The organism is Armatimonadota bacterium, assembly GCA_031081585.1.
Classification (GTDB): domain Bacteria; phylum Sysuimicrobiota; class Sysuimicrobiia; order Sysuimicrobiales; family Humicultoraceae; genus Geohabitans; species Geohabitans tengchongensis.
On record JAVHLY010000004.1, the window covers coordinates 37387 to 50951 of the forward strand.

General features: G+C 72.8%; 13 protein-coding genes. All 13 read left to right on the plus strand.

Going from position 1 to position 13565, the window contains the following annotated elements; translation table 11 throughout:
• Positions 1-4: 4 nt before the first annotated feature.
• From RB146_02530 to RB146_02590, 13 genes are read left to right on the plus strand one after another with little or no spacing between them, the layout of a single operon-like run.
• Positions 5-1345, plus strand: coding sequence for a hypothetical protein (locus RB146_02530; protein MDQ7827856.1), 1341 nt, complete (start codon positions 5-7; stop codon positions 1343-1345).
• A gap of 32 nt (positions 1346-1377) precedes the next feature.
• Entirely contained in the window at positions 1378-2859 is a 1482-nt protein-coding gene (locus RB146_02535; GenBank protein MDQ7827857.1) for a lipopolysaccharide biosynthesis protein, read from the plus strand.
• Positions 2856-3695: a polysaccharide deacetylase family protein gene (locus tag RB146_02540; GenBank protein MDQ7827858.1), complete on the plus strand. Its 840-nt coding sequence runs from the start codon at positions 2856-2858 to the stop codon at positions 3693-3695. The genes RB146_02535 and RB146_02540 overlap by 4 nt, the downstream gene beginning before the upstream one ends.
• Positions 3688-4845 (plus strand): glycosyltransferase, encoded by a 1158-nt coding sequence (locus tag RB146_02545; protein ID MDQ7827859.1) that lies wholly within the window; start codon positions 3688-3690, stop codon positions 4843-4845. The genes RB146_02540 and RB146_02545 overlap by 8 nt, the downstream gene beginning before the upstream one ends.
• Complete coding sequence (locus RB146_02550; GenBank protein ID MDQ7827860.1) at positions 4820-5938, plus strand: glycosyltransferase family 4 protein; 1119 nt, start codon at positions 4820-4822, stop codon at positions 5936-5938. Before RB146_02545 ends, RB146_02550 begins: the two co-directional genes overlap by 26 nt.
• Before the next feature lie 10 nt (positions 5939-5948).
• Complete coding sequence (locus RB146_02555) at positions 5949-6986, plus strand: polysaccharide deacetylase family protein (GenBank protein MDQ7827861.1); 1038 nt, start codon at positions 5949-5951, stop codon at positions 6984-6986.
• Positions 6983-7816: a polysaccharide deacetylase family protein gene (locus RB146_02560; GenBank protein ID MDQ7827862.1), complete on the plus strand. Its 834-nt coding sequence runs from the start codon at positions 6983-6985 to the stop codon at positions 7814-7816. The genes RB146_02555 and RB146_02560 overlap by 4 nt, the downstream gene beginning before the upstream one ends.
• Positions 7804-8598: a formyltransferase family protein gene (locus tag RB146_02565; GenBank protein ID MDQ7827863.1), complete on the plus strand. Its 795-nt coding sequence runs from the start codon at positions 7804-7806 to the stop codon at positions 8596-8598. Before RB146_02560 ends, RB146_02565 begins: the two co-directional genes overlap by 13 nt.
• Positions 8595-9815, plus strand: coding sequence for a glycosyltransferase family 4 protein (locus RB146_02570; GenBank protein MDQ7827864.1), 1221 nt, complete (start codon positions 8595-8597; stop codon positions 9813-9815). The genes RB146_02565 and RB146_02570 overlap by 4 nt, the downstream gene beginning before the upstream one ends.
• Positions 9796-10407: a GNAT family N-acetyltransferase gene (locus tag RB146_02575; GenBank protein MDQ7827865.1), complete on the plus strand. Its 612-nt coding sequence runs from the start codon at positions 9796-9798 to the stop codon at positions 10405-10407. The genes RB146_02570 and RB146_02575 overlap by 20 nt, the downstream gene beginning before the upstream one ends.
• On the plus strand, positions 10404-11624 hold the full coding sequence (locus RB146_02580; protein ID MDQ7827866.1) for a hypothetical protein: 1221 nt from the start codon (positions 10404-10406) through the stop codon (positions 11622-11624). Before RB146_02575 ends, RB146_02580 begins: the two co-directional genes overlap by 4 nt.
• Before the next feature lie 43 nt (positions 11625-11667).
• Positions 11668-12381, plus strand: coding sequence for a sugar transferase (locus tag RB146_02585; GenBank protein MDQ7827867.1), 714 nt, complete (start codon positions 11668-11670; stop codon positions 12379-12381).
• On the plus strand, positions 12378-13556 hold the full coding sequence (locus RB146_02590) for a glycosyltransferase (protein ID MDQ7827868.1): 1179 nt from the start codon (positions 12378-12380) through the stop codon (positions 13554-13556). Before RB146_02585 ends, RB146_02590 begins: the two co-directional genes overlap by 4 nt.
• The last annotated feature ends 9 nt before the right edge of the window (positions 13557-13565 follow it).

The following is a 13565-nucleotide window of genomic DNA, read 5'->3' on the forward strand; positions in this document are numbered from 1 at the left end:
GCTCATGAGCTCCGTCGTCTTCTCCCGCTCCACGGTGCGCACGGTCCTGGCACTGCCGCTCTTCGCGGCCGCGGCGCTGGGGGTAGGGCTGCTGCTGGGGTCCAAGGACCTGGAGGCCACGCGCGCCGCCACCATCCTCACCGTGCTGGTGGCGACCTCCCTCGTCCTCTTCACCCGTGTGGCGTCCCGGGACCCGCTGGGACGGGCGCTCCTGGTCGTGCTGTGGCTGAGCTTCGCGCTGAAGCTGGGGGCGATGACCTACCGCTTCCTGGGCGGCCTGCTGGCCGATGCCTTCGCCTACAACAACGCCGGCCAGCGGATCGCCGAAGAGCTGGCCCGCGGAGAGTGGCCGCAGCTGGGCGAGTACGGGACGGCCTACATCCGGCTCCTGGCCGGCCTGGTCTACTACGCCTTCGGCGTGAGCTTCTCCGGCATCTCCATCCTCTGGACCTGGCTCGGCATGGTGGGGCTGCTCTTCTTCTACCTGGCGTTCCGCATGGCGTTCCCGCTCGGGCACCACCGGCTGTACATGCTGCTGATCTTCCTCTTCCCGTCGATGCTGCTCTGGACCAGCAGCCTGGGGAAAGACGCCCTCATGGTCCTCTTCCTCGGCATGGCGGCATACGGTGCCGCCCGCCTGCGCCACGGTCTCGGCCTCCCGGCGGTCGGATGGCTGGCGCTGGGCCTGTTGGGCATGCTGCCGATCCGCCCGCACCTCGCGGCTGTCTTCGCGGTGGCGCTGGCGGCCTCATCCCTCATCCTGCCCATCCGGGCGGGGCTCCTCACCCCGATCCTCCGGGTGGCCGGGATCGGCGTGGTGGCGGCGGTCTCGGTGTTGATCGTGAGCACGGCCCGCGGGTACGTGGGGCTGGAGGAGCTGGGGACGGAGGAGGTCTTCGCCTTCATCGAGCGGCAGCAGGAGTTCACCGCCAGATTCGGCGAGTCGGGGTTCCAGCAGGTGAACCCCCGCTCGCCGGTGGGGGTCGCCCTGGCCATCCCCACAGTGCTCTTCCGGCCCTTCCCCTGGGAGGCGCACAACGCCAACGCCCGCCTGGCGGCCGCGGAAGGCTTCGCGCTGCTGCTCCTGACCCTCTACCGCCTGCGGAGCGTCCGGGCCGCGCTGGGGGCGGTCTTCCGCCACAGCTACGTGCTTATGGTTGTCGTCTACGCCCTGCTCTTCATCTTCTTCTTCACGGCCATCGGCAACTTCGGGATCATCGCCCGGCAACGGGCGCAGCTCTTCCCGTTCTTCTTCATGCTCCTGGCCTACCTGCCCCCGACGCCGCGTCGCCCGGCGGCAGCCCGCCTCCAGCACCGGCCGCCCGCGACCAGGACTGCGCCATGAGGGTTCCTGCACCTGCAGCGGGACCGCGCCGTGTGGATATCGCGGCGGTGCGGGGGGCGGGATGGCTGGCCATCGACCAGCTGGGCAGCCGCGTCGTCGACCTGGCGGCGTCCGTGGTCCTGGCCCGCCTCCTCTTCCCGGACGACTACGGGCTGCTGGCCATGGCCGCCACCTCCACCGCCTTCTTCCGGATCTTCGCCAACCTGGGGCTGGGGGCGGCCATCGTGCAGCGTCGGGAGGTGGACGACGAGTACCTCTCCACGGCGTTCTGGGCCAACCTGGCGTCCGGGGCGCTCCTCACCGCCCTCGTGGCCCTCTCGGGGGAGCTCCTGGGGGCCCTGCTGCGCGAGCCGCGCGTGGGCCTCGTCATCCTCTTCCTGTCGTTCCGCTTCGTGATCGCCGCGGGATCCGCGACGCAGGTGGCGATGATCACCCGCCGCATGGACTTCCGGGCGCTCAGCCTGCGGTCCATCGCCGCCTCGGTCGTGGCCGGGCTGGCCGGTGTGTTGCTGGCGTGGCACCACCTAGGCGTGTGGGCACTGGTCGGGCGGGAGATCGCCCGGACCGTCACCAGCACCCTCCTGCTCTACCGGGCGACGGGCTGGGCACCGCGGTTGCGCTTCTCGTGGGCCAAGTTCCTGGACCTGTGGTCGTTTGGCGGGCCGCTGCTGCTGTCGCGCCTCTTTCGCTACCTCACCGGCAACATGGACAACATCCTGATCGGCCGCTACCTGGGCTCGGCCGCGCTGGGGCTGTACGCGTTTGCCTACACCATGTTCGCCATCCCTCTCAACGACTTCAGCGCGGTCGCGCACCGTGTGCTCTTCGCGGCGCTCTCCCGACTCCACACCGACGGAGAGCGGTTCAAGCGCGGCTTCCTGCTGGCGACCCGCTACGTGACGATGGTGCAGGTGCCCGTCATGACCGGACTGGCCCTCGTCGCGCCGGTGGCCATCCAGGTGGTCTTCGGGCGGCGCTGGGCGCCGGCTGCACCGGTGGTCACCGTGCTGGCGCTCACCAGCATCGTGGGGATGATGACGGCCATCGCGCCGAGCGGCCTCCAGGCGGGCGGGCGGGCCGACCTGCAGCTGCGCCGGAGCTTCCTGGGGGTGCTGCTCTACCTGCCCGCATTCGCCCTGGGGTTGCGCTGGGGCATCCTGGGCGTGGCGATCGGGTCGCTCGCGGCCGGCCTGGTCCTCCTCCCCGTGGACCTGCGCTACGTCCACGAAACCACAGGGGCCACCGCGCGCGAGCTGCTCGATGCCAGCATGCCCGGCCTGGCGGCGTCCCTCATCATGGCCGTCATCGTGCTGGCGGGACGCTGGCTGCTGGCCGGACACGGCCTGCCGGGCGTCGTGGTCCTGGCGGTGCTGATCGGGGCCGGCGCCCTGGCCTACGGCGCCGCGCTGTGGGTCTTCCACCGGGATGCCGTGCGGAGCCTGGCCGCCGTGCTGCGGGACGCCCTGCCGCCGGTGGCCGGCCGGATCCTCGGCTCCATCGTGCCCGCATCGTGAACCTGACCCTCAGTGCCGTCAAGCTCGCCGTGTTGCCCTACGGCCTGGCGTTCGGCGAACGGCGACCGGGGATCGTCATCCTGGTCTACCACCGGGTGGGCGGGGGGACGCGACGGGAGATCGACCTCCCCGTCGAGACCTTTGCGCGTCAGGTGGCCTACCTGGCGGCCCGCTGCCGTGTGGTCAGCCTGGAGGAGGCCCTGGCACTGGGACGCAACGGCGCCACCCCGCCGGGCGACGTCCTCGTGCTGACCTTCGACGACGGCTACCGGGAGACGTACGACCACGTCTTCCCGATCCTGCACCGGTACCGCCTCCCGGCCACGGTCTACGTGGCGACGGCGTACGTCGAGCAGGGACGACCCTTCGACTTCGGCGTGCAGCGCTGGGCGGACGCGCCGGGACGCCCGCTGACCTGGTCGCAGCTCCGTGAGATGACATCCTCGGGGCTCATCACCGTCGGCTCTCACACCCACACCCATGCCGACCTGTCGGTGGTGCCCCTGCCGGCGGTCCGCGAGGAACTGCGGCGCAGCCAGGAGCTGATCGAGGAGCGGCTGGGACAGCCGGTCAGGCATTTCGCCTATCCCTGGGGACGGTGGCGCCCCGAGGTCCGGGGGGTGGTGGGCGAGCGGTTCCAGAGCGCCGTCCGCGGGGGGTGTGGCAAGAACCCCTATGGAGCCCTGGACCCGCTGGCTCTCTGGCGCCAGCCCGTCCAACGCAGTGACGGGCTCTGGTTCTTCCGCGCGCGGCTCCGGTCGTACCTGGATGGCGAGGAGGTCTTCCGCTCCCGGTTGGCGGCCCTCCGCGCGGCCCCCCCGACCCTCGATGGCTAAGCCCGTCACGGTCCTGCATCTCATCGAGGGGCTGGGCACCGGTGGGTCGGAGCAGCACCTGGCCCACCTGGTGCTCCGGTCCGACAGGAGACGCTTCCGCCACCACGTCTGCGGGCTGGGCACGGCGGGTCGGTTCGCGCAGACCCTGGAGGCGGCAGGCATCCCGGTGTACACCCTGGGGTATCCTGCGGAACGCGACTTCCTGCGTCCGCTCGTGCCGCTTCGCCGTCTGGTGCAGCGCGTCTACCCCGACGTGCTCCACGCCTGCCTGTACCGGCCCGGCGTCCTGGCCCGCCTGATCGGCCGCTGGAGTGGCCTGCCGGTGGTGACGACCCTGGTGAACACGGCCTACGAGCCGGAGTGGCGGCTGGACAACCCCCGGCTCTCGCCCCTCAAGGTCTCCCTGGCCCGGACGCTGGATGCGGCCACCGCCCGGTGGCGCGGCGCCTGGTTCGTGGCGGTGAGCGAGACGGTGCGCGACTCGGCGGTGCGCCAGCTGGGGATTCCAGCCGGGCGGGTTCGGGTCATTCGCCGTCCGCTGCTGCTGAGCCCCAACGGCCAGCGCCCTTCCGCCCAAGCGGTGCGCGCGGCGCTGGGGCTTCCGGACGCCGACCCGCTGCTGCTCAACGTCGGCCGCCTGGTGCCCCAGAAGGGACAGCAGTACGCCGTGCGCGCCATGCCGGGCATCCTGGCGTCCCGCCCGGGAGCCCACCTGGTGATCGTGGGCGAGGGGCCGCTGCGGCCCTCCCTGACCGCGCTGGCCGAGGCGCTGGGAGTGGCGGATCATGTCACGTTGCTGGGCGAACGGCACGACGTGCCCGACCTGCTGGCCGCCGCCGACTGCTTCCTCTTCCCCTCGCTCTTCGAGGGTGCGGCCAATGCGCTGATGGAGGCGCTGGCGGCAGGGACGCCGGTGGTGGCTTCGGACATCCCGTCGCTGCGGGAGCTCACCGACGACGGCCGCGTGGCGGCGTTGGTCCCGCTGCGCGCGCCGGAGGCGCTGGCAGAGGCGGCCCTCGGCCTGCTGGCGGACGACGCGCGGCGACGCCGGCTCTGCGACGCTGGCCAAGCCTGGGTGCGTCGCTGGGGGGACGGCGACGCCGTCCTGGCCTGGGAGGAGTTCGTTGCTCACATCGCGGCCAGGGACTGACCGGAGTGCGAGGCGGAGCGCCCTGCCAGGGGAGCCCCTCCTGGACTTCGTCCAGTTTGGGACGTTCTCCGGCTCGGCGGTCTCCCTGCGCCGGGCGATGGCGCACCGGGTGCCGCTGGCCGTCCTGAACGTGCTCCCGCTGGCACGCGATGTCACGCTCCTGCCGGCCCGGCTCCGTGCCCTGGCCGAGGCGCGGCGGTCGGGTCGGGGAGTGTCCTGGGTGCGCACGCGGGCCTGGTCGGTGGCGGTGGAGCGCCGGTTGCGCCAGGCCGGCGTGGGGCGGGGACGCCCGGCGCTCTTCGTCCAGGCGATGACCCCGGTGATCCTCCCCGAGGGCGTCCGGTACGCCGTGTACACCGACCGGGTCGCACGGGAAGGGGCGGCCATGGGCGGTCATCTGGCCTCCCGCTTCTCCGCGGGATGGCTCGCCCGCGAGGAGAGCTTCCTGCGTAACGCCGCGCGCGTCTACACGATGGGGCCGACGACGGCCCAGTGGCTGCAGCGCGCCTATGGGATACCGCGCGATCGCATCCGCGTGGTGGGAGCGGGGCCCAACGCCCCCCTGACCGACCCCATCGCCTCGCGGACCTGCCGCCGACTGCTCTTCGTGGGTCTGGAGTGGGAACGGAAGGGCGGTCCGCAGCTGCTGGAAGCCTTCGCGCAGGTCCGTCGCTGCCACCCGCACCTCGAGCTGCTGGTAGTGGGAGCGACGCCACGCGGTCCGCTGCCGCCCGGTGTGCGGGTGTGCGGTCGGACGGTCCACCGCGCCATGGACGACTTCTACTCGCAGGCGGATGCCCTGGTGCTGCCCACGCACCGGGACGCAGTCCCGATCTGCCTGATCGAGGCGATGTGGAAGGCCCTGCCCTGCATCGTCACCACGGTGGGCAACCAGCGCTGGATCGTGCAGGAGGCGGGGCTGGTGGTGGAGCCCGGCGACGTCCCCGGCCTGGTTGCCGCCCTCGACCGGCTGGTGCGAGAGTACCCGACGTTTGCCGCCCGGGCCGCCCGCCGGAGCGAGGTCGCGCGCCAGACCTTCCGCTGGGACCGGGTCGCCGACCAGATCCTCGGCGACCTCCTCCAGCCCGACTGATCCGGTGCCCATGCTGCGACGTGCCGTCGAGAACCTGCTCGGCCGGATGCCGGTGTACCTCCTGCGGGTGGCGGACGGGCGCGACGGCGTGCTGCGCGTCGTGGTCTATCACCGCCTCCTCGCCCCGGGGCAGCCCTTCGCCGGGGACCCGCACCTGCTCTCGGCCACAGTGGCGGAGTTCGACCGCCAGATCGCCTACATGCGTCGCCACTACACCCCGGTGAGCGCCGCGCAGGTGGTGGCCGCCCTGGGGAAGGAGGCCTCCCTTCCGCGCGGCGCGGTGCTGGTCACTTTCGACGACGCCTACCGGGACGTCCTGACCCACGCCTGGCCGGTGCTGCAGCGTTACCGGGTCCCGGCGTTGCTCTTCGTCCCCACGGCCTTCCCGGGGACGGATCGGCTCTTCTGGTGGGACGAGGTGTACGAGGCGTTGCGGCAGACCGACCGGCCGCAGGTCCGTGTGACGAACCACGCCTTCGCCCTCGACACACCAGCCGCCCGTCACCGCGCTGCGCGGGCTCTCATCCGTCTGTGGCGGCCACTGGCGCCGGCCGCACTGGAGGACCGGCGGCAGGCCCTGCTCGAACAGGTCGGGCACCCGCGGATCGACCGAGCCGCGTGCGCAGTCCTCAGCTGGGCCGAGGTGGCGGCGCTGGCCACGGCGGGGGTGGCCATCGGGCTCCACACCCGGACCCACCCGGCGCTGCCCGCCGTCGACCCGGCGACCCTGGAGGCGGAACTGGAGACGGGCGATGTCGACCTGCGCGCACACGTGCCCTCCGGACGCGTGCCGTGCTTCGCCTTCCCCTACGGGTTCGTGGACGACCGTGCCAAACCGGTGCTCCGACGCCTGGGCTATGTGGCCGCCTTCACGACCCTGGCCGGCGTGAACCGGCTCGGTCGACGCGACCCCTACCGTCTCTGCCGTCACGCCGTGGGCATCGACCACCCGCGGGGGCGTCTGCCCCTCAACCTGACGGCGGCCTACGCCGGCCTCCGCGAACGGACCCAGACCCTGCGCCCGCGGACCCGGCCGACACTCCCGTGAGCGATGCCCGGCACTTCCTGTTCACCGTGGACGCGGACTGGGTCCCGGGTTCGGGCCCCGGCTTGCTGGCGCTGCTCGACCTCTGTCATGCCCTGGGGCTGCGGGCCACGATTTTCACGACGGGGATGTTCGCCCTGCACCACCCGGAGGCCATCGGCCGGGCCCACGCCGAGGGGCACGAGATCGGCGTCCACGGCTGGGAGCACCCGATGCCGGTCTTCATGGCCGAGAACTACCGGTTCACGCCGGTGGACCGCCGCCGGACTTGGCTCCGGCAGGCCACGGATGCTGTGGCCGGAATCATCGGTGCTCTTCCGCGGGCCTTCCGGGCGCCGTACCTGTGGATCGACGGCGCCACGTTGCACCTGCTGGAGGAGATCGGGTACGTGGTGGACTCGTCGGTCCCGACGCGCCGGTTCGACGGGCTCCTGGGAATGATCAACCACCTCGACTACTTCCTCGCCCCGCTGGCGCCGTACCGGCCAGACCCGCACCGGCCCGGGCGCCGCGGCAGGGGGAGGGTGCTGGAGGTTCCTCCCTCGGCCTGGCTGCTGCCGCTCAACATGAGCACTGTCCGTTTCCTGGGATGGCGGGCAACCCTGGCCGTGGCCGACCTGATCGGGCGGGCGTCACCCGTCCTGAACTTCTACTGCCACCCCTGGGAGTTCGTGGCCTCCGACGCGCTGACGTTCCCCCCCGGCACGCCCGTGCGGCACACGCGTGCCACCGGACCTCACCTGCTGCCCGGCGTTGCGGCCTTTGCGGATGGGGTCCTACGGAGAGGATACCGACCGGCAACGGTCGCTGAGGTGGCCCGGTGCGTCTCGTGATCGCCACTACCGCGGACGATCCGCTCGCCCCGGTGTTCTGGGAGGCCTACCGGACAGCCGGGGGGCCCTCGGCGATCGCGGTCTTCTTCCTGCGCCCACGCCGCCGCGTGTCGGCCGTGCGGCGGGTTGCGGAGGGGCTGCTGCTCTTCGGTCCCAGCGGCGCCGTGTACTGGTGGCAGCAGAGGCGTCGCCTCCGCCGACCCGCCGACTCGCTCCTGCCCCTCTCGGACGCCACGCGGGGACAGCACGTGGGCAGCCTCAACCGGGGAGAAGGCCACCAGGCCCTCCGCGACGCGCAGGCGGACGTCCTGGTCTCGGTGGGATCGCCGGAGATCTTCAAGCCGTCCACACTCGCGCTGGCGCGGTGGGGAGCCCTCAACGTCCACCACGGGCGGCTTCCCACCTATCGGGGGCTCTTCGGCACCTTTTGGGAGGCGCTGCACGGCGAGCCGTGGGGATACACGACGGTCCACCGGATGGACGCGGGGATCGACACGGGCGCGGTCGTGGCGGAGGCGCGGGTGCCCCTGGGACGGCGCCGCCTCCTCGACGTCCTCATCGAGAAGCGGCAGGTGGGCGGTCGGCTCCTCGCAGAGGTCCTGGCCCGCGCGGCGGTCTCCGGGGCCCTTCCGCCAGCGGCGCCCCGCCGCGACGGGGTGGTCGGCTACTACGGCTGGCCCTCGCTGGCCGACCTGCTCCGGTTCCGGCTGGGCACGCGGCGAGGTGTAATGGCCGGCCCCGTGCGCGCCGGCGATGCCTTGGGCGAGGGCGGCGGCCGATGACCACCCACGCCACGGTGGAGGTGTCCAGGCCTCCGGCGCAGCGGCTGGCCCTCCTGCGGCTCGCCCATATCACCACCGCCGACCTGAGCCTGCGCTTCCTGCTGCTGGACCAGTTACGGGCCTTTCAGGATGCCGGCTTCGACGTCCTGGCGGTCAGCGCCCCGGGACCCTGGTCCGACGACCTCGCACGGGCGGGCATCCCCCACGCGGCGGTCCCGGGCCTGGAGCGTCGGTGGGCGCCCCTCGGGGACCTCAGGGCATTGTGGGGACTCGTCCGGGTGTTGGCCCGTCACCGTCCGCACATCGTCCACACCCATACCCCCAAGGGCCGCATGCTCGGGCGGCTGGCGGCCCGGCTGGTCGGTGTGCCGGTCGTGGTAAACACCTTTCACGGTCTGTATGGCCTGGACGGCTCATGGCTGCGGCGTCGCGCCTTCGTCGTGCTCGAACGGGCCGGGGCGCGGCTGGGGGACTTCGACCTGTGCCAGAGCCGTGAGGACCTGGCCACCCTCCTCCGGGAGCGCATTACCACCCCGGAGCGCTCCGCCTGGCTGGGCAACGGCGTGGACCTCTCGCGCTTCGATCCCGCCCGCGTGGACCGCCGCGCGGTGCGCCGCCGCCTGGAGATCGCCGACGGGGCGCTGGTCGTGGGCACGGTTGGCCGCCTGGTCTGGGAGAAGGGGTTCAGGGAGTTCTTCGCCATGGCTGCGGCCCTCACCGCTGAAGACGCCCGCGTCGTGCCCCTGGTCGTGGGCCCGGTCGAGGCCGGCAAGCCCGATGGGATCCCGTCCCCGGTGCTCGAGGACGTCGCCCGCCGCTGCCGGGTGCGTTTCCTCGGTCTGCGGACGGACATGCCCGACCTCTACGCGGCGATGGACGTCTTCGTCCTCCCCTCCTACCGCGAGGGGTTTCCCCGCTCGGCGGTGGAAGCGGCGGCCATGGGGCGGGCCATGGTCCTGACCGACATCCGCGGGTGCCGCGAGGTCGTCGAGGACGGCCACAACGGCTTCCTCGTGCCGCCCCGTGACTCCGGCGCCCTGACTGAGCGGGTGCGCCGGCTACTGGGCGACCCTGCGCTGCGCGAGCGATTCGGCGCGCGCAGCCGCGCGAAGGCGCTGGCCGAGTTCGACGAGCGCCGGGTGGTCGCGACCACCCTGAGGGTCTACGAGCGCCTGTGGGAGGTCCGGAGGGTCGCCGGTGCGGTTGCACCTCGCTGACGCCGCCGACATCGGAGTCATCGCCGCGTTGCACCGGAGCCAGATCCCTTGGGGGCTGCTCAGTGATCTGGGCGAGGCGGCTGTGACGCGCTTCTACCGGGTGCTGATCACGTCTGGCGTCGGGTTCGTCGTGCTGGCGGAGGACGGCGAGGGGCCGGTGGGCTTCGCCAGCGCGGTGACCGACTGGCCGCGGTTCTACCGGGCTTTCGTGCGCCCCGCGCCCTGGTCGGCGGTCCCGCTGCTGGTGCGGGCGTGGTCGGGCCGTCGGTGGCGCCGCCTGCTCGAGACCCGGCGGTACGTCACCGCGAGCCAGCTCCCCCGGGCCGAGCTCGCCTCGATCGCCCTAGCGCCCTCCGCCCGCGGCCGGGGAATCGGGCGGGCGCTGGTGGCCGCCGTGCTGGCTGAGCTCGGCCGGCGCGGCGTGACCACCGTCCGCGTGACTACGGCCGCGGACAACGGGGAGGCGCGCCGCCTGTACGAGGGTGCGGGCTTCCGGCTGCACGGAGAGCTCGAGATCCACCCGCATGAGCGCGCCGCCGTCTACGTTCGGGACGTTCCGGCCGTCGCCGCGGGGGTCCCCGGGCGCTCATGAGGCCGCCGCGGGCACGCGACATCCCGGTGCTGATCCTCGAGCCGGGCTACGGCGGGCTGGGGGCCGCGCGCAGCCTGGGACGGCTCGGCATCCCCGTGTACGCGGTTCGCCAGACACCGAGCCCGGTGCTGCGCTCCCGGTACTGGCGTGGGTGTCTCCGCTGGCGGTGCGGTCCCGGGCTGGCCGACGACGCCGTGCTCTTCCTGCAGACGGTGCAGCGGCGTCTGGGGGCTCCGGTGGTGCTCCTGCCCACCACGGACCAGACGGCGCTGCTCCTCGCCGAGTACGCGGAGACCCTCGGTCCGGAGTTCCTCTTTCCCCGCGTTCCGGCGGACCTCGTGCGGGCCCTGGTCGACAAGCGCCGCCTCCACGCGCTAGCCCGGGCTGCGGGGGTGGCGGTGCCGCGGACGGCGACGGTCCGCTCTCGCCGGGAGGCGGCTGCCTTCCTCGCCGAGGCCGGATTGCCCGTCATCGCCAAGGCTGCCCACCCGAGCGGACCGATGGGCACGACGCGGCGGGTCTTCCGGCGCGCGCGGGCGCTGCTGGACTACGTCGAGCGCCTCGGACCCGCCGAGCGGAGCAACCTGCTCCTCCAGGAGTTCCTGGGTGGCGAGGGAGTCTGGATGGTGGATGCCTACCTGGGAGGCGACGGCCGGCAGGTCCGCGTCGCGGTGGGGATGAAGCTGCGGCAGCATCCCGACCCGGCCGGCGTGGCCTCCCTGGCCGTGGTGCGGCCGCAGGACCGGCTGGCCGAGGTGACGGTGACGTTCCTGCGCGGCTGCGGGTACCGCGGGCTGGTGGACGTCGACTACGCGGTCGACCCGCGCGACGGCACTTACCGGCTGCTCGACGTGAACCCCCGGCTCGGCGCGACCTTCCGTCTCTTCACCGGGCCGGACGGTATGGATCTCGCCCGGGCGTACTACCTGGACCTCACGGACCAGTCCGTCCCGGAGCTCCGGCCCGTCCCCGGGCGCCGCTGGTGGCTGGAGGACGATGTGGCATACCTGCTGGCGGCCCGGCGGCCGGGGGAAGTCTGGCGATGGGCGAGGGCGCTGCGGGGGGTGCGCGAGGCGGCCTGGGCCGCCCTCGACGACCCGTTCCCGCTGCTTGCCCGCGTGAGCGGCGCGCTCTGGAGGGGGATGCGCCACGGATGGCGCCGGTCCACCCCCGGCGTGCCTGCGCCGCTACGGGAGGTCCCGGTCAAGCGCACGTGACTGCCGGGGTCCCCGGCGGACCCCCAGGCGTCTCTGACCCCACATGGACCGTCGCCGCCTGCTCGACACGATGCTGGCCGCCGTCCTCCTGGTGCTGGCCGCTCCGGTGATGCTCCTGCTCGCGCTGGCCAACCGCTCCCTGTCGGGGCGCGCCTTCTTCGTCCAGGAGCGGTTGGGCCAGGACCTGCGGCCGTTCCGGCTGTTCAAGTACCAGACGATGGTCGACGGCGCGGACCAAGGCTCCACGGTCACGGTGGCCCGGGACGCGCGCGTGACCCGGTTCGGCGGGGTGCTGCGGACGCTCAAGCTCGACGAGCTGCCCCAGCTCATCAACGTCCTGCGCGGGGAGATGACCTTCGTCGGCCCCCGCCCGTTGACGCCCAATGAGATCGCCGCCATTCCACGCCCGCTGGCCGCCCTGGTCTACCGCCAGCCACCGGGACTCACCGGGATCGCCAGCCTGGCCTTCCATGACGAAGAGCGCCTGCTGGCGCAGGCCGCCGACCCATTGCGGACATACTTCAACGAGATCCTGCCCCGGAAGATCGCCGTCGAGCTGGCCTACGTACAGCGCCGGACGTGGGCGACCGACCTGCTGATCCTGGCCTTCACGCCCTTCGCGCCGTTGTGGCCGCGCCTTCGCCGCGCGCTGGTGGCGTGGCTGGTCCCCGACGCCGCCGCCTGGTGGCCGGCGAAGGGCCGTGCCGCCGACAGGACCGACGCGCAGGAACTGCCGGTCCGGGTGTCGTTCAAGTGAGCGCGCCGACGGTCAGCGTGATCATCCCCGCCTACAACGCCGAGGCCTACGTAGGCGAGGCCATCCGGAGTGTCCTTGCTCAGTCCTTCCGCGACGTGGAGCTCCTGGTGGTGGACGACGGGTCCACCGACGGCACAGCGGCGGTGGTGCAGGGCTTCGGCCCCGGGGTGCGCTATCTGTACCAGCCCAATGCCGGACTCCCTGCGGCCCGGAATGCGGGTATCCGGCTCGCGCGTGGCGCCATCATCGCGTTCCTCGATGCCGATGACCTCTGGCTACCGGACTTCCTCGACGCGGTCGTCGGAGCGTTGCTCGCCGATTGGGGGGTCGACGGAGCTTACGCCTGGGCCCGGTACATCGAGCCGCACGGACGGGTCCTCCCCGGAGGCATGGGCCCCACTCCGGCGGGGGACACCCTGGAGCGGGTGTTCCTGATGGGCGGGTCCCTGCAGTTCTCCATGGTGGCGTTGCGCCGCGAGGTGTTCGGGAGGGTGGGGCTCTTCGACGAGACGCTGCGCCAGGCGCAGGACTGGGACTTCCTGCTCCGGGCAGCGGCGGTCGGCATCCGTTTCGCTTGCGTGCCACGGATCCTGGTATACCGACGAGTCCATGGGGAGAGCCTGGCCGCCGACCCGGAACGCCACCTGGCCTGGGAGCGGCGCGTCCTGGCCAAGGCGCTGGCCACGCTGCCGCTCCCCCACCGCCTCCGGGCGCTGGCACCCGTCGCCGAGTACCGCATGGTCGTCCGGGCGGCCATGACGCACTGGCGGCAGGGCCATCACCAGGCCGCGGTCGACCGCCTGGCGGAGGCGCTGGCGTCGTGGCCGGAGGCGGCGGAGCGCCCGCAGACTTACCTGGGCCTGCTCCACCGGCTCCTGCCGGTGGGCGTGCGGTGTGCGCAGACCGTGGGGCGAGAGTTGCCCCGACTGGTGCAGGAAGGCCATCGCCTCCTCGATCTGGTCCTCGCCCATCCCCTCATTACGGCGACCGCGGCCATCCGTCCGCGACGGGCCCGGGCGGCCTTCCACACGGGGGTCGCCTATCTGGCCCTGCGCTCGCTGCGGCTGGGGCTGGCGGCCCAGGCGGGACTGCAGGTGGTGGCCGCCGATCCGACGCTGCCCCTACGTCCGACCTGGCGGCGGTGGCGGAGCGCACCGGTCGGGGAATCGAGGTGACATCGAGGT

What these genes read in the sequence shown, in the direction of transcription:
- RB146_02530 (MDQ7827856.1), top strand. Translation starts at nt 5, where the DNA reads ATGAGCTCCGTCGTCTTCTCCCGCTCCACGGTGCGCACGGTCCTGGCA.
- RB146_02545 (MDQ7827859.1), top strand. Translation starts at nt 3,688, where the DNA reads ATGGCTAAGCCCGTCACGGTCCTGCATCTCATCGAGGGGCTGGGCACC.
- RB146_02555 (MDQ7827861.1), top strand. Translation starts at nt 5,949, where the DNA reads ATGCTGCGACGTGCCGTCGAGAACCTGCTCGGCCGGATGCCGGTGTAC.
- RB146_02570 (MDQ7827864.1), top strand. Translation starts at nt 8,595, where the DNA reads ATGACCACCCACGCCACGGTGGAGGTGTCCAGGCCTCCGGCGCAGCGG.
- RB146_02580 (MDQ7827866.1), top strand. Translation starts at nt 10,404, where the DNA reads ATGAGGCCGCCGCGGGCACGCGACATCCCGGTGCTGATCCTCGAGCCG.
- RB146_02585 (MDQ7827867.1), top strand. Translation starts at nt 11,668, where the DNA reads ATGGACCGTCGCCGCCTGCTCGACACGATGCTGGCCGCCGTCCTCCTG.